The sequence below is a fragment of the Bradyrhizobium sp. INPA03-11B genome (assembly GCF_040446015.1).
Classification (GTDB): domain Bacteria; phylum Pseudomonadota; class Alphaproteobacteria; order Rhizobiales; family Xanthobacteraceae; genus Bradyrhizobium; species Bradyrhizobium macuxiense_A.
This window is the reverse complement of sequence record NZ_JASGSR010000015.1, coordinates 1-20,496: the sequence shown is the minus strand read 5'-3', so window position 1 is coordinate 20,496 and position 20,496 is coordinate 1. Positions and strand designations below refer to the sequence as shown.

The following is a 20,496-nucleotide window of genomic DNA, read 5'->3' as shown; positions in this document are numbered from 1 at the left end:
ATGCGCATCACGCGCTGGAGCAAGACAACGACGTCCCGGCAACAACGGAAGGAGCAAGCCATGCATGACATCGATCGCCGGACGGCACTGCGGAGCATGCTCGGCGGTGTCGTTGCCGCAGGCCTGGGTACAAGCCTGTTGGCGGAGAGCGCGAAGGCGCTGCCGCTCGCGCTGGAAAAGGACCTCGCCGCCAGGGCGGACGATGCCGGGCCGCCTGTTCATAGAGTTGCTACCAGCCGGCGACCGCGGCCACGGCCGCCACCGCGACCACCGCGCCGCCGCCATTGGCATCGCCGGCGACGCTGGGCCTGCTGGTGGCACCGCGGCCGTCGTCGCTGCGGGTGGCGCTGGTGATCCCAGGCGCGGCTCCCCGCTCCGCTCGAACGGCACGGATCGCCGCGCCGGCCAATCGGCGACGCGTTTCCCGGCCCGGGAATTGAGGAGGATAACATGGCGACCACCGACAACAGTTCCGCATTAGGTCTCACCGGCATCGCGCCGCCGCCGCTATGGATGTGCGTCCTGCTCGGGATCGCCATGATCGTCGCGGGCGTCCTCGTCCTCGGCGATGTCGTGCTCTTCACCGTGGTCAGCGCGATCTTCATCGGCTGGACGGCGATTTTCGCAGGCGGCTTCGAGATCGTGCACGGCTTCTGGACCAAGGGGTGGGGAGGTTTCCTGTGGCAGCTGCTGCTCGGAGCCCTCTACATTGCATCCGGAATCGTGCTGTTGAGCCAGCCGGTGATCGGCGCGCTGATCCTGACCTACGTCCTCGGCCTGATGCTCCTGGTCTCCGGGCTCGTCCGCGTGACGATCGGCATCGGCCATTGGCGGCAGTCCGGCTGGGTCCTGGCGGCCTCCGGGGTGTTCGGCGTCATCGCGGGCCTCATCATCTTGAGCGGATTTCCGGCAACCGGGCTCTGGGTGCTTGGACTGTTGCTGGGCATCGATCTGATGTCCCACGGCATCGGCTGGTTGACCTATGCCTTGCGGCCCGCCGACCGGCCGGCGTAGCAGCATTTTGGGGGGAAACCGAACATGTCAGGTGTGAGAACACAGAGCGGGATCGTCCGGATTTCCGTGCTGCTTGCGGCGATCGGCATGAGCCTCGGCGTTTTCCCGGCGGCGCAGGCGCAGGATTCCGCGGTCCTGTTCCAGAACGTCCGCATCTTCGACGGCAACAACAGCACACTGTCCGCGCCATCGAATGTGCTGGTCCGCAACAACAAGATCGAGACGATCTCGACCTCGGCGATCACGGCCGATGCGCAGGTGATCAATGGCGGCGAGCGCGTCCTGATGCCCGGGCTGATCGACGCGCATTGGCATGCGATGCTGGTGCGCCCGACGCCGGCGGCTGCGATCGCGGGTGACGTCGGCTACAACAATCTGCTCGCTGCGGCGGAAGCGAACGATACATTGATGCGGGGCTTTACCACCGTTCGCGACATGGGCGGGCCCACCTTCGGGCTCAAGCGGGCCATCGACGACGGACTCGTGGCCGGGCCCCGCATCTACCCGTCAGGCGCTGTAATCACCATCACGGGCGGCCATGGCGATTTCCGGCAGTTGTCCGATCTGCCGCGAACGATCGGCGGCATGCTCAGCCGCATGGAGAAAATCGGCGGCAGCATGATCGCGGACAGTCCGGACGAGGTTCGCGTGCGCGCACGCGAGCAGCTCATGCAGGGGGCCTCGCAGGTCAAGCTCACCGCGGGTGGTGGCGTCGCATCGCCGTTCAGTCCGCTCGACGTATCGACATTCACCGAACCGGAGCTGCGTGCCGCCGTCGAGGCCGCCGCGAATTGGGGCACCTACGTTGCCGTGCACGCCTATACGCCGGTTGCGATCCAGCGGTCGGTCGCGGCGGGCGTCAAGTGTATCGAGCACGGTCATCTCATGGACGACGCAACGGCCCGCCTGATGGCCGAGAAGGGAATTTGGCTGAGCACGCAGCCCTTCCTCGATCTGGCGGGCGCCAGCGCGTTGGGGCCCGCGGAACAGGAGAAGATGCGGCAAGTGGTTTCCGGGACCGAACGGGTCTATGCGCTGGCGAGGAAATACCGGATCAAGACGGCATTCGGCACCGATGTCCTGTTCTCGAAGGCGCTGGCCGACCGGCAAGGCAACATGCTGGCCGACCTCACCCGCTGGTACACGGCGGCCGAGGCGCTGACGATGGCGACGTCGACCAACGCTGAACTGCTCAGTCTGTCCGGGCCGCGAAATCCATATCCCGGCAAGCTTGGCGTGGTCCAGGAAGGCGCGCTCGCCGACCTGCTGCTGGTCGACGGCAATCCGATCGACAACATCAGGCTGGTCGAAGATCCCGCAAAGAACTTCCTGGTCATCATGAAGAACGGCAAGATCTACAAGAACCTGCTGGCCGGCGAGATGAAGAAATAACGGCGATCCGCAAGGTGACGGAGTTGGAGCCCGCCTACTCCGCGGCCTGCTCCAGCGGGGCGACGCGCGGCAGGATCATCTGGATGCGCGTACCGTTACCCGGCGCGGACTCGAGCGAGAGCCGGCCGCCGAGGCGCGTGGTGACGATGCTGTAGACGATGTGCAGCCCAAGCCCGGTGCCGCCCTGGTCGCGCCGCGTCGTGAAGAACGGATCGAAGGCGCGGCGGCGGACGTCGAGGCTCATGCCGCAGCCATTGTCGGCGAAGATCACCTCGACATAGTCGCCGCTGGAGGCGTGCACCTGGATCTCCACCTCGCCGGCCTTGCCGTCCGGGAACGCATGCGCGACCGCGTTGAGGAACAGATTGGTCAGCACCTGGCCATACGGTCCGGGATAGGAATTCATCATCAGGTTCGGCTCGCAATCGACGTTGAGCGTCAGATTGTGCTTGCGCAGGCCGGGCCGCAGACTCATCACCACCTGCTCGGTGAGATCGCCGAGATCGAAGGTGCGCTGGTCGGAATAGTTGCGATCGGCGGCGACCTGCTTGAACGACTGGATCAGTTCCGCGGCGCGGTTCAGATTGGCGACGAGCTGCGATGAGGCATCCCGCGCCGTGTTCAGGAAATCGTTGAGGCTGGAGCGGCGCAGGTCGCCACGCTCGACCTGGGCCTCGAAGTTCGCGGTCTTGCGCTCCAGCGCGGAGGCCACCGTGAGGCTGATGCCGACGGGATTGTTGACCTCGTGGGCGACGCCGGCCACCAGGCGGCCGAGCGCGGCGAGCTTCTCGGCCTCGATCAGCGAGTTCTGGGTTTCCCGCAGGTTGCGCAGCGCGGCCTCGGCGGAATCCCGCGCCTTGCGCATCTCCTGCTCGGACCGCTTGCGCTCGCCGATGTCGAGCGCCACCGTGACGATGTTCTCGATGTCACCCTGCGCATCGAGGATCGGCAGCTTGTTGACCAGCCATTGCCGCATGTTGCCGGCTGCGTCCTTGTACTCTTCCTCGTAGAAGCCGAGCTCGCGCCGCACCGACAGCACGCGCTTGTCGTTCTCGTCGGTCTTGGCGGCGCCATAGCGCTGCATCAGCTCGGCGGTGGTCCGGCCGATCGCGTCCTGCGGCTCGACGCCGAAGATGCCCGCCATGTAGCGGTTCATCAGCACATAGCGCAGATTGCGCTCCTTGACGTTGATGACGGCGGGCACCGTGTCGATCACCATCTGCAACATGCGGCGGCCTTCGGCAATCGCGTCCTCGGCGCGCTTCTGGTCGGTGATGTCGCGCACCGTGCCCTCGTAACGGATCACCTCGCCCTCGTCGTTGCGCACCACGGTCGCGGAATCGGACAGCCACAGCACGGTGCCGTCGCGCGAGCGCACCTGGTACTCGTAGTCACGCACCGTGCCGTCGCGCGCCATCAATTGCTGGTACTGCTCCCGCGCCGCCGCGTCGACATAAACGGTAGAGGCGATGTCGCCGATGCCGTTGATCAGGTCCTGCGGCGTCGCATAGCCCATCATCCGCGCCAGCGCCGGATTGGCGTTGAGCAGCGTGCCGCCCGGCGTCGTGACGTAGATGCCGTCGACCGATGCCTCGAACAGCTTGTGGTAGCTCTCCTCGGCGAGCCGCTGCTCGGCGAGCGCGCGTAGTGCGGCCTCGCGCGCGCTGTCGGCGTCGACCAGGGTCTGGCGGAACACCTCGGCGGCGCGCGCGATGTCGCCGATCTCGTTGTCGAGGTCGGCGCCGGGGATGAACGCGCTCTTCTCGCCGCCCGCGACCTTGCGGATCGACCCGGCGATCCTGGCCAGCGGCCGGACGGTGCGGCGCACCACCAGCACGGCGGCGAACAGGCCGATCAGCACGCCCGCCGTGCCGAGCACGATGCTCTGCCATTTTGCCTCAGCCAGCGTCCGGGCAAAATCGCGCGACAGCACGTGGCCGCGGCGCGAGCTGAGCTCACGCAACAGCTCGGTGACCTTCTGGATCAGGCGGCCTTCGGCGCCGAGCACCTCCCGATCGATGTCGGCGATCTGGCCCTCGCGCACCGAAATTGCGCTGATCGCCTCGGCATAATTGTCGACCGCGCTGCGCAGGCTGGGATCGCCGATCGTCATCGCCCGCATGCTTTGCGCGGCCTGCTCGGCGGCTGACGTGTTGTGCGCCAAGAGCGCGGTGGCGATGCGGCTCTGGGCCTGCGACAGTGTGTTCGCAAGCGCCGCGTCATTGCTCTCGGCGATCGCCTTGTCGAACGCCTCGCGCAGCGGCGGCAATCCGGCGACGATCTCGGCGCGGCGGCTGAGCAGCGCCGAGATGCGCTCGATCCCGCTGCGATAGGTCGCCAGCCGCTGGGTGACGCCGTCGATCATGTCCTGCTGCTCGGGCGCCAGCTCGATCCGGGTCTTCTTCAGGATCTCGCTCAGCGACTGGGCCGCCTGCGCGACCTGGGCCGACTGGTTGCCGGGCTCGGTGACGAAGTCCCGCGCCGCCAGCCGCAGCTCGTTGGTGCGGCGGTCGATATCCTCGGCGATGTCGCCGACGCTTTGCAGCCGCTGCAGCTCGGCAAAGGTCGTATCGATGTGCCGGATCGCGATCACGCTGGCCGTGGATGTGATGATGATCACAGCCAGAACCAGCAGGAAGCTGCCGAACGTGAGTTGGCCAATCGAGAGGGAGAACGCACGCGGCGCTTGCGAATTCGGCGGCAATTCAGCGGTCATGTCATCAAGGCCGGGGTCCAATGCACCCCAATATACGGGAAATTACGGGCTTTGGGGAAACATGCTGCAGGCTCGGCCTTGCCGGCGGTGTGACCTCTGTCACCTGGCCGGGCGCCGGTGGCCGATTCCGGCACAGGGCAGCCGGGCCTGGTCCGGCGGGATGCCGGCCTAGTGACGCTGTTCTCGGGCCGCGGCGCCCCTTCACGGGGCGTCGTCGTCGCGGCGATGGCCTCAGGCCGTAGCGATCTTTCGCGCCGGAATCGTCATGGCGGCGACGCCGACGACGACACAGGCAAGCCCGACCCACGCTGTCGGGCTCAGCCGTTCGCCGAGCAATGCGACGCTGAGCGCAACCCCGATCGGCACCCGCAAATAGGCCTGCGCGGTGGTGCCGACCGAACCGAGGGTCTGGATCAGGCGGAAGTAGATCACGAACGCGATCGCGGTCGAGAACACCGCAAGCGCCAGCAAGGCGAGCAGCGAACTGGTGGACGGCGAGAGGGTCCAGGGCCGTTCGACGGCGAGGCTGAGCGGGATCAGGATCGCGGCGCCCGCGAGCAGCGAGCCCGCGGCCGGCGCCATCGGATCGAGCCCCTTGAAGCCGCGGCTGAAGATCGCGGCGCAGGCATAGCAGATCGTGGCGGCGACGATCGCGACCTCGGCCACGATGCCCTGCCCCAGATCGCGGAATGCATCGACGCCGACGATCAGGCAGATGCCCGCCATCCCGGCGATCACCCCGACCAGCTTGCGCGGGCTCGCGGCCTCGTGGCGGGTGATCGCGGCGGTGAACAGGAAGGTGAAGATCGGCGAAGCCGAATTGAGGATGGTGGCGAGCCCGGCGTCGACGAAGCGCTCGCCCCAGGCGATCAGCGTCCACGGGATCACGCTGTTGAGGCAGGCCTGGAAGATGAAGCGGCGCCAGGTCGCACCGTCCGTCGGCATCGTCACGCCGCGCATCCGCATGATGACGAGCAGCAGCAGGCCTGCGATCGCGGTGCGCGCCGCGATCAGCGTGATCGGCGGGATGGTCGCGACGCCGAGCTTGATGAAGGTGTAGGAGCCGCCCCAGAGGGTGGCGAGCGCGAGCAGCAGAGCGAGCTCGAGGCCCATCTTCGGTTGGCGCGCCTCGCCGCTCGCGGGGCCGCTCACGATGCGCTCCTTGCAAGCCAACCGGCGGTCGCCGCAAACAGGCCTTCCCGTCCGTGTTCAAGGTGCATCAGATGCGTTGCCTTCGGCACGACCACATCGGCCTTCTCCGTGGCACCCAACGCGTGTGTCAGCCAGGCGGCGTCGCCATCCTGACAAAGGTTGTCCCATTCGCCGCGCACGATCAGCGTCGGAGCCAGGACGCGGCGCGGGTCGTAGGGGAGCTGCCCCGACAGCGCCGCGATGATGTCGGCCTGCGGTCCGTTTGGAATCCGGACCGCCGGTGGGTTGCGTCCGGCCGCCCCGGCATCGGTTGCCAGATAGGCCGGGCCCCACCCGGCGAGGTCAGGCTCGATCAGCACCGGCGGATGCGACGGCGGGACATCCTCGACAAATCGCTTCAACTGATCTGGGATCGTGACCTCGCGCCACGCACCGATACTCTCAGGGGGCGGCAACCCCTCGAGCTCCCGCCGAACGATTGGTCCGAACAGCACGAGGCGGCCGACGGCATCCGGATGATGACCGGCAAACAGGCCGGCAGCGATCGTGCCCCATGAATGCGCGACGATGTGGACCTGGACGCCGGCGTGCGCGCGGCGAATGTGATCGACAACCGCACTGATCTGAGCAGCGGCTTCCGGCGCACGGCCGAGCGGCGCGACCCCGCTTGCGGACATGGACATCTGCCGCGGCCTGCTCGAGCCGCCGAAACCGACGAAATCGAAAGCCCAGACGTCGAAGCCATTGGTCTTGAGATCGTCCGCCCAGGACCGCCCGCCGAAGCGATAGCCGACCGACAGCGACGACGGGAACGTCGCACCATGGACGTAGAGCACGGGATCGCCCTCGCCCGGCCAGTGCCGCAGCAGCAGCCTGTCGTCACTGCCGGGCAACGTCAGGTGGAATTCGTCGGATATCGGCGCTTCGAAGGATAGTTGCACGTCGGCTCCTTTTGCGCCGGGCAATTGCCCCGGCGCGGTGACCGACGTGGTTATAACGAGCTTGCGGTGGTGATACTTCGGTTCAGGCCGAAGTGTGGAAAGTGACCCGTCATCCTGAGGTGCGAGCCAAGCGAGCCTCGAAGGATGCGCGGCCCGGCTGGTGGCCGTCGATCCTTCGAGGCGCGCAAGGGCGCGCACCTCAGGATGACGGGTCCATGTTCGTCATTGCGAGCGAAGCGAAGCAATCCATTGCGCGGCATACGCGGAAGCATGGATTGCTTCGTCGCTATCGCTCCTCGCAATGACGGACTGATTCACTGCCGCTCGAGACGACGGCCCTACCCGAGCGCGCCGACGTCGAACACCTCGCCGTCGTAGCCGGCTTCCTTGGGGATGCGGAGCTGGCGGCCGGTGGCGGTCTTGGTCATCACGGGCATCACCGTGACGATCGACTTGCCACGGCTGTCCGCAAGCGCGGCGCCGACATTCGGCTGCTTGCCGAGCCGGATCAGATTGCGCGTGGTCGGGAACGGCAGCTTGAAGCGGCCGCTCTCGCCGCCCTCCAGCGCCTCGCGCGTCGAGACCCAGATCGAGTCGGTCGATTCCTTGCCGTCATGCGCGCCGAGCTGTTCGGGCGGCGCGGCGGCGAGGAAGAACCAGGTGTCGAAGCGCTTCGGCATGCCCTCCGGCGTGATCCAGTGCGCATAGGGCACGAGTTCGTCGAGCGCGAGCACCATGCCGTTGTCCGTGAGCACCTTGAGGAACGTGATCTTGCCTTCGTTCAACGCCGCACGATGCGCGGTCGCGATCTCGTTCGCACGCTTGGCATCGACCAGTTCCTTCGAGCCTGCCGGCCGCGCCAGCAGGATGCCGCTCTCTTCAAACGTCTCGCGGATCGCCGCGATCCGGAAACCGAGCGCGTCGCCGTCGAGCCCTTCGCCGCCCGAATAGAGCGCGGGATCGGCGGCGATCTCCTTGTCGTTCTTGTCGACACTGCCGCCGGGAAATACCAGCGCGCCCGAGTTGAACTCGATCTGATGATGGCGGACCATCATGAAGACTTCGATCTCGCTGCTGCCGTCACGGAGCAGCAGCACGGTCGAGGCAAGGCGCGGGGCAACAATCTCGGTCATCACTTAGCCTGCTGCACTGGATTGCGGTTGCAGATTGGCGCGGCGGTCGACCCGCGCCACGCGGGAGAGCAGATAGTCGACCTCGGCCCTCGCCTGCGCGGTAATCACCGCATCGGGCTTGCGCTGGGCGCTGGAGGAGATGATGCCGCGTTTCTGCAGCACGTATTTGCGCACGGTGAGACCGACGCCAGGCTGCTGCTCATAGCGGATCAGCGGCAGATGCGCGTCGAACAGATCGTGCGCCGCGTCGCGTTTTCCGGCCTTCGACAGATTGACCACGTCGATCAGCAGCTCGGGGAATGCGTAACCGGTCATCGCACCGTCGGCGCCGCGCTCCATCTCGAAATCGAGGAACAGGCCGCCATTGCCGACCAGGATCGACAGCGGCCGCAGCGAGCCGTCCTTCTGGAAGTTGCGCAAGGTCGAGATCTTCTCCAGGCCGGGCCAGTCCTCGTGCTTGAGCATCACGCAGGACGGCGAATCCATCACGATCTTGCGGATCACCGCGGGCGTGAACACGACGGTGAGCGTCAGCGGATAGTCCTGCAGCACCCAGGGAATGTCGTCTCCAACAGCTTCCTGCGCCTGCTTGAAATAGCCAATGATCTGGTCGTCGGTGCGCAGATGCGGCGGCGGCGCGATCATCACGCCGGCGGCGCCCGCGTCCATCGACTTCTTCGCCAGCGAGCGCATCGTGGCAAAGCCCGGCGCCGAGACGCCGACGATCACCTGCAGCTTCTTGGCGCGCTTGACGAAGCGCAGCGCAACCTGCTCGGCCTCGGCGGCATCGAGCTTCGGCGCCTCGCCCAGAATGCCGAGCACCGTGACGCCGTCGCAGCCGACCTCGGTATAGAAATCGGTCAGCCGGTCGATCGATGCCTCGTCGATCCGGCCGTCGTCGTGGAACGGGGTCGGCGCGATCGCAAAGGTTCCTGCGGCCTGGGCGGTGAGTTTGGTCATTTGTGCCTCATCTGTTTCCGCCCTCTATACAGCGTCATTCCCCGCTGCGCCATTGCGCATCGGGAAGCCCCTACCCCCGGGCGCGGCTCATCAATTCCGGTCCGATGCCGCGCATCGCACCGGAACGGCATTTGCCAGGACTTACTTGAACCGCCGCGCCGACTTCTTGATCTCTTCTTCGGAGAAGAAGATCTCCTTGGCGTGGGTGACGATATCCTCCGCCTTCCATCCCGTGAACGGCGGCGTCCAGCCCTCCATTTCCATCATCCGCATCTCGCGGACGCCGCGCGGGCCCGAGACGCCGAGCACCTTGCCGGTCTGGTCGCCCGAGAGATCGCTGACCATGTAGAGCACGGCCGGCGCGATGCCATCAGGACCGAGCGCCGCGCCCGGGTTCTCCTTGTAGCGCGGCAGGTCCGCGGTCATACGGGTCAGCGCGCCCGGCGCCAGCGTCCAGATTCGGATGTTGTATTTGCGGCCCTCGATCGCCAGCACGTTGGAGAGGCCCCAGATGCCGCCCTTCGCCGCGCCGTAATTGGTCTGACCGAAATTGCCGATCAGGCCCGAGGTCGATGACGTGTTGACGATGACGCCGCCGCCATTGTCGCGCATCCATTTGAACACCGGCTGGGTGCAGCAGAAGGTGCCTTTGAGATGCACCTTCATCACCTTGTCCCAGTTGGCTTCCTTGGCCTTGTGGAAGGTCTCGTCGAGCAGGATGCCGGCGTTGTTGACCAGGATGTCGGCGCGGCCGAAATGCTTGATGGCATCGTCGAACACCGACTGGCCGCCGGCCAAGGTCGAGATGTCGGCGCCGTTGGCGACCGCGCGGCCGCCCTCGGCCTTGATCGCATCGACCACCTTGTCGGCCATCGACTTGTCGGAGCCCGAGCCGTCGCGCGGACCGCCGAGATCGTTGACCACCACGGCCGCGCCCTCGCGCGCGAACAGTTTTGCGTAGGCCTCACCCAGGCCGCCGCCCGCACCCGTGATCAGCGCCACCTTGCCGTCGAGTAATCCCATGGTTGTTTCTCCGTTGTTGTTTCTTCTTCGCCTCTCCCCGCTTGCGGGGAGAGGGAGCCGACGACCAGCGCAAGTGGCTACGCCAGCACCGTCCTGCCGCTCTTGATCACGGTGACGCCGCGCGACTTCACCTTGGCCTCGAACGACACCACACTGCCGTCCTTCCACAGCTCCATCGTCACGGTCTCGCCGGGGAATACCGGCGAGGAGAACCGCGCCGCGTGCTGCTTGAAGGCTCCGGGGTCATAGTCGGCATAGGTCTGCAGCACGCCGCGGCAGGTGATGCCGTAGGTGCACATGCCGTGCAGGATCGGCCGCGGGAAGCCGGCCTTCTTGGCGAACTCCGGATCGGAATGCAGCGGGTTGCGATCGCCGCAGAGCCGGTAGATCAGCGCCTGGTCCGGCCGCGTCGTGATGTCGACCACCTTGTCGGGCGCGCGCTCCGGCACCTTGTGCGGCTCGGGCTGGCCATCGGACGGGCCGCCGAAACCGCCATCGCCGCGGGCGAAGCGCGAGGCGACGAGCGTTGCAAGCTTGTCGCCCTTCTCATCCCTGAGCACGGTCTGGTGGCGGATCACCGCGCCCTTGTCCTTGCCCTTGTCGAACACGTCGAGCACGGTCGAGTCGGCCGTGATGTGGGCCGCGGTCGCGAACGGCTTGTGGAAGGTGATATCGCGCTCGCCGTCGACCACCATCACGCGGTTGAGGTTCATCTCGCCGGGACCGGCGCCCCAGGCCGCGACCGACGCGAAGGTCGGCACCACCTTGAGCGGACGCGGCGTCAGCACGCCCTCATTGACGAAGGCGAGCTCCTTCTCGTCCATCGGATCGGCGCCGAGGCCGATGCCATAGGCATAGAGCATCACGTCGCGATCGCCGTAGCTGTATTTCTGGCCGAGATTCTTCAGGGCCATCAGCTGTTCGTACACGATTGGCATTGTTGTTTTCTCCCCGAACATTTTCTTGCGGTGCTCGTTGAAGCGCCCTCTCCCCTTGTGGGAGAGGGCCGCACCTACAGTTGTCACAACCTCGCTCCGGTGAGGGGTTCGCGCCGCAGAAAGAACATCGTTCGCGGAAAGAACCCCTCATCCGGCGGCCTCCGGCCGCCACCTTCTCCCACAAGGGGAGAAGGTACTTCTTAGGCTTACGCCGGCGTGAAGAACGGCAGCGGGGCGCCGTCGGTCGGCTTCCACACCACCTTGACCTTCTGGCCGATCTTCACTGTCTCCAGATCGCAATCGACGATGTTGGTCTGCAGCGACGGGCCTTCCTTCAGCGTCACATAGGCGATCGCATACGGACCGGCCGGCGACTTCCGCATCAGGCTGTAGGTGTAGACCGTGGCCTCGCCGCTCGACTCTTCCCACACCGTCTTGTCGGAGAAGCAGAACGGGCAGATCGCGCGCGGGAAATAATGCGCCTCGCCGCAGGTGGTGCAGCGCTTGATCATGAACTTGCCCGCCTTCGCCGCTTCCCAGAACGGCGCGGTCTCCGGATTGGTCACCGGGGCATTGTACTTCTTCGCTTCAGACATCACGCACGCTCCAGAATGCAGGTTGAGGCGGCGTGGCGAACGCCGAGCAGACCGCCGGTGCCGTGGGCGATCGCGAGGTCGCAGTTCTTCACCTGCACCTTCGGATGCGCCTCGCCGCGCAACTGGCGCACCGCCTCGAGGATCTTCGTCATGCCGCCGCGATTGACGGGATGGTTGCTGCAGAGGCCGCCGCCGTCGGTATTGAACGGCAGCTTGCCGACGCCCGAGATCAGATTGCCGTCGGCAACGAACTTGCCGCCCTCGCCCTTCTTGCAGAAGCCGAGATCCTCGAGCTGCATCAGCACCGTTATGGTGAAGCTGTCATAGATCGAGGCGTATTTGATGTCCTTCGGCGTCACGCCCGCCTCTTCGAAGGCGCGCGGGCCGGACCACACGCCGGCGGAGTAAGTCAGGTCGAGATCCTTGCCGCCGCGCGGGCCCTTCGCCGCCTCGCCATGGCCGATCAGGCGCACCAGCGGCTTCTTCAGGCTCTTGGCGATCTCCGGCGTCGTGACGATCATCGCGCCGCCGCCATCGGTGACGACGCAGCAATCCATCCGGTGCAGCGGATCCGAGATCATCGGCGAGTTCAAGACGTCCTCGACCGTGACGACCTCCTTCAGCATCGCATGCGGATTGTATTGCGCGTGATGCGAGGCCGCGACCTTGATCCAGGCAAGCTGCTCGGAGGTGGTGCCATAGTCGTGCATATGGCGCATGGCACACATGCCATAGGCATTGTGCGTGGTAGCCCCGTAAGCCAATTCGAAATCGGCCTCGGCGCCGGAGGCGCGCGGCGGCATCGGGCCGGTGCGCGGTTTGCCCGCCAGCGTGACCAGCGCGACCGAGCACTTACCCGCGGCGATCGCCTCGGCGGCGTGGCCGAGATGGATCAGGTAGGAACAGCCGCCGGTCTCGGTGGAGTCGACGTGACGCAGCTTCTTGGTGTTGAGGCCGAGGTAGTCGACCATCGGCCACAGCCCGCCCGGCGCGTCGCCGGCGCAGAAATAGCCGTCGATATCATCCTTGGTGAGCCCGGCATCCTCGATCGCGCCCTTGGCGACCTCGGCATGTAGCTGTGCTGTTGATTTATCGGGTGCATGCCGGGTGGGATGCTCGTAGATCCCGGCAATGTAGGCCTTGCCCTTGATGGTCAAATCGCTCTCCGCTGGCGTTTTTCGCTCCAGCGTTTTTCTGAACCGACGACGCGACCTTGGCAAGCGCGGAAATATTCCGTCAGGCGAGACTGCGGTTAGCGTGCACCGATGCGCGCCTCAAACCCGCTGTCGTCCCGGCGAAAGCCGGGACCCATTACCACAGGGCTGTGTGGTTAGAACGCGCTGTGGCCTTAGCGCTATGCGACAATAAAGTTCGGTGGTTATGGGTCCCGGCTTTCGCCGGGACGACAGCGAATTTGCGGCTACCCTACTCCGCCGCCATCTGCCGCGGCGCGGGCGGCGGGTTGGCGAGGTCGGCGGCGAGTTGCGCGTAGCGAACCTTTGCCTCCTTGATCGCCTTCTCCTTCACCGGGCCGTAGCCGCGGATGCGCTCGGGCAGCGACAGCAATTCGACCGCGATGTCGTGATTGAGCGGCGACAGCAGGCTCAGCACCGTCGCGACATCCTTCTCGTAGCCTGCGATCAGGTCGCGCTCGAGCCTGCGGTCGGAGTTGTAGCCGACAATGTCGAGCGGGGTGCCGCGCAAGAAGCGGAATCGCGCCATCACCTTGAAGGCCGACATCATCCACGACCCGAAGGCGCGTTTCTTCGGACGGCCCTGCGCGTCAAGCCCACCGCCGAGGATCGGCGGAGCGAGATTGAAGTTGAACTTGAACTCGCCCTCGAACTGGTCGCGCAGCTGCTTCTCGAAGCGGCCGTCGGTGAACAGCCGCGCCACTTCATACTCGTCCTTGTAGGCGAGCAGCTTGGCGTAATTGATCGCGACCGCACGCGGCAGCGCCTCACCATAGCCGCCCTTGGCGGCGACGTCGCGCACCTGGTCGACCAGCTTGCGATAACGTTTTGCCAGACGCGTGTTCTGATAGTCAGTCAGAAGCGCCGTGCGGTGGGTGATGATCTCGTCGAGCGACATCGCATCCAGCGACTTGACCGGGGCGACGTCGTCGTCCTGCCCCTTCATCATCGCGGCGAGCCGCGCCGGATCAGCCGCGGCCAGACGCCCGAGCTGGAACGCCTGGGTATTCATCTTGATCGAGACGCCGTTGACCTCGATCGCCTGCTGGATCGATTCCGCCGACAGCGGCAGCAGCCCGCGCTGATAGGCAAAGCCCATCATCATGATGTTGGTGGCGATGGAGTCGCCGAGCAGCGCTTCGGCCGGCTTGGTGAAGTCGAAGAAGGCGGAGTCCTTGCGCAGCTCGGTCTCCAGCACGCCGGTGACCTTGCGGCTCTGGAAGTTGAAGTCGCGGTTGAGGATGAAATCCGCGGTCGGGATGATGTGGCTGTTGATGATGCCGACGGTGCGGCTCGCCTCGCACAGCGTCATGGTATCCTTCGACACCGCGACGACCTCGTCGGCTGCGAGCACGAGATCCGCCGTGCCGGTCACGATGCGCGAGCAGGTCACGTCGGCCGTGTGCTCGGAGAGCCGGACATGGCTCAGCACCGCGCCGCCCTTCTGCGCGAGACCGGACATGTCGAGGATCATCGAGGCCTTGCCCTCGATATGCGCGGCCATGCCGAGCAGCGCGCCGATCGTCAGCACGCCGGTGCCGCCGACGCCGCCGACCGCGATGTTGTAGGGCCGATCGAGCGCAGGCTTCGAGGCCGGCTCCGGCAAGGCGCCGATATCGCCGAGTTCAGTGGGCGCGCGGCGCTTGAGGGTGCCGCCATCGACCGTGACGAAGGACGGGCAAAAACCCTTCACGCAGGAATAATCCTTGTTGCAGGTCGACTGGTTGATGGTGCGCTTGCGCCCGAGCTCCGTCTCCAGCGGCTCGACCGAGATGCAGTTCGACTGCACCGAGCAATCGCCGCAGCCTTCGCAGACGGCGGGATTGATCAGCACGCGGCGCGCCGGATCCTCCATCAGGCCGCGCTTGCGGCGACGGCGCTTTTCGGCGGCGCAGGTCTGCACGAACACGATCGCCGAGGTGCCCTTGGTGTCGCGGCACATCTTCTGGACGTTCTCGAGCTCGTCGCGATGGAACAGCTTGACGCCGGGCGCGATGGTGTCGGCCGGATAGGCGGCGGGATTTTCCGAGACCAGATAGATCTCGCGGATGCCTTCGGCGTGGAGCTGGAAGGTGATCTGCTGCGGCGACAAATCGCCGTCATGGCGCTGGCCGCCGGTCATCGCGACCGCGTCATTATAGAGGATCTTGTAGGTGATGTTGGCTTTGGAGGCGATCGACTGGCGGATCGCGAGAATGCCGGAGTGGAAGTACGTGCCGTCGCCGAGATTGGCGAAGATGTGGTTCTCGTTGGTGAACGGCGCGATGCCGACCCACGGCACGCCCTCGCCGCCCATATGGGTGAAGGTCTCGGTCGAGCGGTTCATCCACAGCGCCATGAAGTGGCAGCCAATGCCGCCGAGCGCGCGACTGCCTTCCGGCACCTTGGTCGAGGTGTTGTGCGGGCAGCCCGAGCAGAAATACGGCGTGCGGCTGACCGGCGCCGTCGCCTGCATCTGGGTCGACTGGCGGCCGTTGAACCAGTCGGCCTTGGCGCGCAGCATCTCGGCGATTTCAGGATTGAGATTAAGTCGAAGCAACCGTTCGGTGAGCGAGCTCGCAAGCGAGGCCACGCTGAGCTCGGCGGCGAAGGTCAGGAAGCGCTTGTCGTGATCGTCCATCTTGCCGACGATGCGCGGGCGCACGTCGTCGCGCCAGTTGAACAGCTCCTGCTTGACCTGGTTCTCAACGATCTCGCGGCGTTCCTCGACGATGAAGATCTCCTCGAGGCCGACCGCGAAGTTGCGCACGCCTTCCGGCTCCAGCGGCCAGGGCATGCCGATCTTGTAGAGGCGGATGCCGATCTTGGCGGCGATCTCGGGCGTGATGCCGAGCTCGCGCAGCGCCTGGCGGATGTCCTCGTAGCTCTTGCCCGAGGCCATGATGCCGTAGCGCGCGTTCGGCGAATCCATGGTGATGCGGTTGACCCTGTTCGCCCTGGCAAAGGCGATCGCGGCAAAGCCCTTGTAGTCCTGCAGCCGGCGGTCCTGCTCGAAACGGTCGTCGGGCCAGCGGATGTTCAGCCCGCCCGGCGGCAGCTCGAAATCGGCCGGGATGACGAAGGGCGTCATCTCGTCGGTGAGGTCGATCTCGGCCGTGGTCTCGACCGTCTCGGTAATCACCTTCATGCCGACCCAGCAGCCCGAGTAACGCGACATCGCGATACCCAGCAGGCCCATCTCGATCATTTCGTGGATGCTGGAGGGATAGAGGTAGGGCATCAGCGCGGAGATGAAGGCGTGGTCGGACTGATGCGGGACGGTGGAGGACTTTGCGCCGTGGTCGTCGCCGGCAAGGCAGAGTACGCCGCCATGCTTGGCGGAGCCCGCCGCATTGCCGTGGCGGAACACGTCGCCGCAGCGGTCGACGCCGGGGCCCTTGCCGTACCAGATGCCGACCGCGCCATCATACTTGGCGCCGGCCGACAGCCCGAGCTGCTGCGAGCCCCAGATCGCGGTGGCCGCCAGGTCCTCGTTCACGCCGGGCTGGAATTTGATGTTGTACTGCTCGAGATGCTTGCGGGCGGCGAACAGCTGCTGGTCGTAGCCGCCGAGGGGGGAACCGCGATAGCCGGAGATGAAGCCTGCCGTGTTGAGGCCTGCGGCGCGGTCGCGTCTGATCTGCGCCATGGGCAGGCGAACCAGCGCCTGGATGCCCGTCATGAAGACGTGGCCGGTGCCTTGGGTATATTTCTGGTCGAGGCTGATAGGCCCTTGGTTGATTCCCATTTAGCCCTCTTTTCGCTGGTCGCGACGGCTGCTTTTTAGCTAGCCATCCGAACTTGTTAGAACCAGTCTATGTCGGATTTTCCGGCCCGCGCAGCACAATTCTGGGCGACCAGGCCCGTCGCTCAAAAATCGCAATATCGTGCCGGGAATATCAGAGGGCCGTTTCGGTTTCTGTCGCAGGACAGGCCCGCGGCGAAATGGCGTAACGCGTCTTGTGGACCGGAAGGTGCGGAAGGTGAATGGATGCGGCGACGACATCGAACGACGGGTGCGATTCTGGCCGGTGTGTTGTTGTGCGGTGCGTTCGCGGCCCGCGAATGCGCCGCTGCGCCAACCGACGACATCATCGCCCGCGGCAAGGCGCTCACGATCGCCGGCGACTGCGCGAGCTGCCATACCGCCGATCCGGCAAAGCCGTTCGCCGGCGGCAAGCGGATCGACACGCCGTTCGGCGCGGTGTTTTCTGCGAATCTCACGCCCGACCGCGATACCGGAATCGGCGGCTGGAGCGACGACGATTTCCTCCGCGCGCTGCGCGGCGGCGTCTCGCCGAACGGGAAGCATTATTATCCCGCCTTCCCCTACCCCTCCTTCACGAAGCTGATCCGCGACGACATCCTGGCGATCCGCGCCTATCTCGCGACGCTGGCGCCGATCAGCAACAGGGCGCCGCCACCGCAGCTGCGCTGGCCGTATTGCTACCGCGTGATGATGCGGGCGTGGAATGCGCTGTTCTTCACGCCGGGCATCATCCAGCCGGACCAGAGCAAGGGCGCGGACTGGAATCGCGGCCGCTACCTGGTCGAGGCGCTCGCCCATTGCGGCGCCTGCCACACGCCGAAGAATGCCTTCGGCGCCGACAAACGCGACGAGGCGCTCGGTGGCAGCGTGGTCCAGGGCATGTTCGCGCCGCGGCTCGACGGCGCGGAGCGCGGCGGGCTGAAGTCCTGGAGCGCTGACGACATCGCCGAATATCTGCAAAGCGGCCGCAACGGGCACAGCCATGCCGGTCCGCTGATGTCCGAGGTGGTGATCAACTCGACCTCGAAGATGAGCGACGCCGATGTGCGCGCGATCGCCGCCTATCTGAAGAGCCTGCCCGCCGGCGCACCGGAGCCGCAGGTCACCTCACCCTCGCCCGCGCAGATGAGCAACGGCGAGCGGATCTATCGCGGCGCCTGCGTCGCCTGCCACGAGCTCGACGGCTCCGGCGCGCCGCGGATCTATCCGCCGCTGCCCGGCAACGCCAATCTGCAATCGGCCAATCCGGCGAGCACGCTGCGCATCATCCTCGACGGTGCGCAGACCGTGACCACACCGCGCGCGCCCAACGCAGGGTCGATGCCGGCCTATCCGAAACTGACCGACCAGGAGGTGGCGGACGTTGCGACCTACATCCGCAATTCCTGGGGCAATGCGGCGCCGGCCGTGACCGCGGACGAGGTCGCCAAAGCGCGGACGGCGAAATAGCGGCTCACCGCTCCTCGTCAGAGAACACGAATTTCGGCATCTCCCATCTGTAGCGGATCGCGAGCATCCGGAAGCTCAGGCCGAGCGCGAAGGTCAGCAGGGTCCAGACCGGTGGGTTGAGGTTCAGTCCGAACGCGGTCGCATAGAACAGCCCCGTCACCACGGAGACGCTGGCGTAGAGCTCGCTGCGGAACAGCAGCGGCACCTCGTTGCAGAGGATATCGCGCAGCACGCCGCCGGCGCAGCCGGTGATCATGCCGGAGACGATCACGATCGGCAGCGAGGCGTCGACCTGCCAGGCCACGTCGCAGCCGGCCATGGTGAACACCACGAGCCCGATCGCATCGAGCACCAGGAATGCGAGATTGAGCCTGACCACCAGCCGCGCCAGCAGGATGGTCGCGAAGGCGCCGGCCGTCGCGACCGCAAGGTAGATCGGGTTCGCGACCCAGAGCAGCGGATAATGCCCGAGCAGCACGTCGCGAATGGTGCCGCCGCCGAGCGCGGTGATCGCCCCGAGCATGCAGACGCCGGCCCAATCCATGCTGCGTCGGCCGGCCGCCAGCGCCGCCGTCATCGATTGCGCCGCAACGGCAATGAACGAGAGCACGTGCAGCACCGAATCGGTGGGCGGCATGGTCCACATTGAAAAGGCCTCATGGAACAGGTTTGGAACCGCTGGGAATCGCCGGTTCCTGCATGAACTGGTTGCAACATTGGCGCGGAACATCCCGACGCGCCAGCCATTGTCCCCTGTGTTTAGCTTTGAGGTGCTAACGGAGGAACTTTGCAATGGCTTACAACCCTGACGATCCGTATCGCGCCAACCTGACCGATGACGAAATCCGCCGTCAGGCGCGCTTCAACAGCCTGGACAACGAGTTGCAGCCGGACCCGGAACTGCGGGAGGGATCGGCAAGCAGCACCAAGATCGCGATGTTCGCAGTTGCGGTGGCCGTGGTGCTCGGCGCGCTGTTCTATGGGTTGAACAATACGTCGGTCCACGAAGCGGGCACGACGCCGTCGACGCAGACCGCGCAGCAACAGCCGGCCAATCCGGCCGGGGCGCCTCCGGGCATGCGCGACGTGACGCCGAAACCCAATAGCCAGCCCGGCACGACCACGGGCGCGGCGCCGGCGCAGCCGGCCAGCCCGCCATCGGACATGAACAAGTCTGACATGAACAAGCCCGCCGCCCCGCCGGCCGGGACTTCGAAGCAATAACTGACGACACTGACCAGGCGCGAGCAGCGGGCCCAAACGGCCCGCTGCTTTTTTGCACGCAAGCTCTACTTGAACATCTTGTTAAGTTCGCCGCCGGGATAGCCGTTGGCGAATTCGGTGAAGGTGCCCTTCTCGGCCATTTCCTTCGCCGCCTTCATGACGCCGGTCCAGGCCATCCGCGCCAGCGCCCCGCCGACGCTGATGCGCCGTACGCCGAGATCGGCCACCGCCTGCAGCGTCAGCTCGGACGCGCCGCCGATCAGGAGATTGACCGGCTTTGGCGCGACTGCCTTCACGACCGCGGTAATTTCCTCTTTCGTCGAGATGCCCGGCGAATAGAGGACATCTGCCCCGGCTTCCGAGTAGGCCTGCAGCCGCTCGATCACCAGATTGAGGTCCTTCTTCCCCCACAGGAATGCTTCGCAGCGGCCGGTGAGCAGCACGCCGCTGTTGTCGGCATCGATTGCCTTGCGCGCCGCTTTGATGCGCTCGACCGCGAGCTTGTGCTCGAACAGCGGATTGGCTGCGTCCCCGGTGGAGTCCTCGATCGACAGCCCGGCGACGCCGGCTTTGACGCCGCGCGCGACGTTGATCGCGACCTTCTCCGGCTCGACGGCGAAGCCGCCCTCGAAATCCGCATTGACGGGAATATCGACCGCCGCGCACATCGCTGTCAGATGATCGCAGACGTCGTCGATGGTGACGCGGTTGTCGGCCTTGGCGATGGTCCAGGCAAAGCCCGCGCTGGTCGAGGCCAGCGCCTTGAAGCCGAGATGCTGCAATGCGCGGGCGCTGCCGGCATCGAACGGGTTCGGAATGATGAAGCATCCGCTCTCGTGCAGCTTCTTGAAGGCTGTGCGTTTGTCAGCAGTTGGCAGTGGCATTGGTCGCTCCCTAGAGTCGTTGGCCGCGCAGAGATAGGCACGAGCCCTGCTGCGCGCTAGGTGGTGTGGACTCTAAGGATTCCCTTTTGAGAGCAAATCAGATTCAAGGCTTCTTTTGGGAGGCAGTCTTGGG

Annotated in this window: 16 protein-coding genes; 4 read left to right on the top strand and 12 right to left on the bottom strand. The window is 65.7% G+C overall.

Features of this window, described 5'->3' with window-relative positions:
* Positions 1–450 precede the first annotated feature (450 nt).
* Entirely contained in the window at positions 451–1,014 is a 564-nt protein-coding gene (locus QMZ05_RS08540; RefSeq protein WP_353700392.1) for an HdeD family acid-resistance protein, read from the top strand.
* A 24-nt stretch (positions 1,015–1,038) separates the two neighbouring features.
* Positions 1,039–2,406, top strand: coding sequence for an amidohydrolase family protein (locus QMZ05_RS08535; protein ID WP_353700391.1), 1,368 nt, complete (start codon positions 1,039–1,041; stop codon positions 2,404–2,406).
* Between the two features lie 34 nt (positions 2,407–2,440).
* Here the strand turns inward: QMZ05_RS08535 and QMZ05_RS08530 are convergent, their stop codons facing one another.
* The 10 genes from QMZ05_RS08530 to QMZ05_RS08485 form a co-directional block, all read right to left on the bottom strand.
* Positions 2,441–5,122, bottom strand: a complete 2,682-nt coding sequence (locus QMZ05_RS08530; RefSeq protein ID WP_353700390.1) for a PAS domain S-box protein — start codon at positions 5,120–5,122, stop codon at positions 2,441–2,443.
* Positions 5,123–5,353: 231 nt separating this feature from the next.
* Positions 5,354–6,235 (bottom strand): EamA family transporter, encoded by an 882-nt coding sequence (locus QMZ05_RS08525; RefSeq protein WP_353700451.1) that lies wholly within the window; start codon positions 6,233–6,235, stop codon positions 5,354–5,356.
* 35 nt (positions 6,236–6,270) lie between these two features.
* A complete protein-coding gene (locus tag QMZ05_RS08520; protein ID WP_353700389.1) occupies positions 6,271–7,215 on the bottom strand; it encodes an alpha/beta hydrolase in 945 nt (314 codons plus the stop codon).
* A 338-nt stretch (positions 7,216–7,553) separates the two neighbouring features.
* A complete protein-coding gene (locus tag QMZ05_RS08515; RefSeq protein WP_353700388.1) occupies positions 7,554–8,348 on the bottom strand; it encodes an NUDIX hydrolase in 795 nt (264 codons plus the stop codon).
* Positions 8,349–8,351: 3 nt separating this feature from the next.
* Positions 8,352–9,308, bottom strand: a complete 957-nt coding sequence (locus tag QMZ05_RS08510; protein ID WP_353700387.1) for a dihydrodipicolinate synthase family protein — start codon at positions 9,306–9,308, stop codon at positions 8,352–8,354.
* Between the two features lie 141 nt (positions 9,309–9,449).
* The gene (locus tag QMZ05_RS08505; protein ID WP_076831307.1) at positions 9,450–10,331 is read right to left on the bottom strand and encodes an SDR family oxidoreductase; all 882 of its coding nucleotides are present in this window, start codon (positions 10,329–10,331) and stop codon (positions 9,450–9,452) included.
* Positions 10,332–10,408: 77 nt separating this feature from the next.
* A complete protein-coding gene (locus QMZ05_RS08500) occupies positions 10,409–11,269 on the bottom strand; it encodes a MaoC/PaaZ C-terminal domain-containing protein (RefSeq protein ID WP_353700386.1) in 861 nt (286 codons plus the stop codon).
* Between the two features lie 206 nt (positions 11,270–11,475).
* Entirely contained in the window at positions 11,476–11,865 is a 390-nt protein-coding gene (locus QMZ05_RS08495) for a Zn-ribbon domain-containing OB-fold protein (RefSeq protein WP_353700385.1), read from the bottom strand.
* Complete coding sequence (locus tag QMZ05_RS08490) at positions 11,865–13,022, bottom strand: thiolase domain-containing protein (protein ID WP_050420450.1); 1,158 nt, start codon at positions 13,020–13,022, stop codon at positions 11,865–11,867. Before QMZ05_RS08490 ends, QMZ05_RS08495 begins: the two co-directional genes overlap by 1 nt.
* Positions 13,023–13,290: 268 nt before the next feature.
* Positions 13,291–16,785: an indolepyruvate ferredoxin oxidoreductase family protein gene (locus QMZ05_RS08485; RefSeq protein WP_353700384.1), complete on the bottom strand. Its 3,495-nt coding sequence runs from the start codon at positions 16,783–16,785 to the stop codon at positions 13,291–13,293.
* A gap of 243 nt (positions 16,786–17,028) precedes the next feature.
* Between QMZ05_RS08485 and QMZ05_RS08480 the strand changes: the two genes are divergently transcribed.
* Positions 17,029–18,255: a cytochrome c gene (locus tag QMZ05_RS08480; protein ID WP_353700383.1), complete on the top strand. Its 1,227-nt coding sequence runs from the start codon at positions 17,029–17,031 to the stop codon at positions 18,253–18,255.
* 4 nt (positions 18,256–18,259) lie between these two features.
* Here QMZ05_RS08480 and QMZ05_RS08475 read toward each other — a convergent pair whose 3' ends face one another.
* The gene (locus QMZ05_RS08475) at positions 18,260–18,901 is read right to left on the bottom strand and encodes a trimeric intracellular cation channel family protein (protein ID WP_353700382.1); all 642 of its coding nucleotides are present in this window, start codon (positions 18,899–18,901) and stop codon (positions 18,260–18,262) included.
* A 146-nt stretch (positions 18,902–19,047) separates the two neighbouring features.
* Here QMZ05_RS08475 and QMZ05_RS08470 point away from each other — a divergent pair, with 146 nt between their 5' ends.
* Positions 19,048–19,479 (top strand): hypothetical protein, encoded by a 432-nt coding sequence (locus QMZ05_RS08470; RefSeq protein ID WP_353700381.1) that lies wholly within the window; start codon positions 19,048–19,050, stop codon positions 19,477–19,479.
* Between the two features lie 65 nt (positions 19,480–19,544).
* Here the strand turns inward: QMZ05_RS08470 and QMZ05_RS08465 are convergent, their stop codons facing one another.
* Complete coding sequence (locus QMZ05_RS08465; protein WP_353700380.1) at positions 19,545–20,363, bottom strand: isocitrate lyase/phosphoenolpyruvate mutase family protein; 819 nt, start codon at positions 20,361–20,363, stop codon at positions 19,545–19,547.
* Positions 20,364–20,496 lie beyond the last annotated feature (133 nt).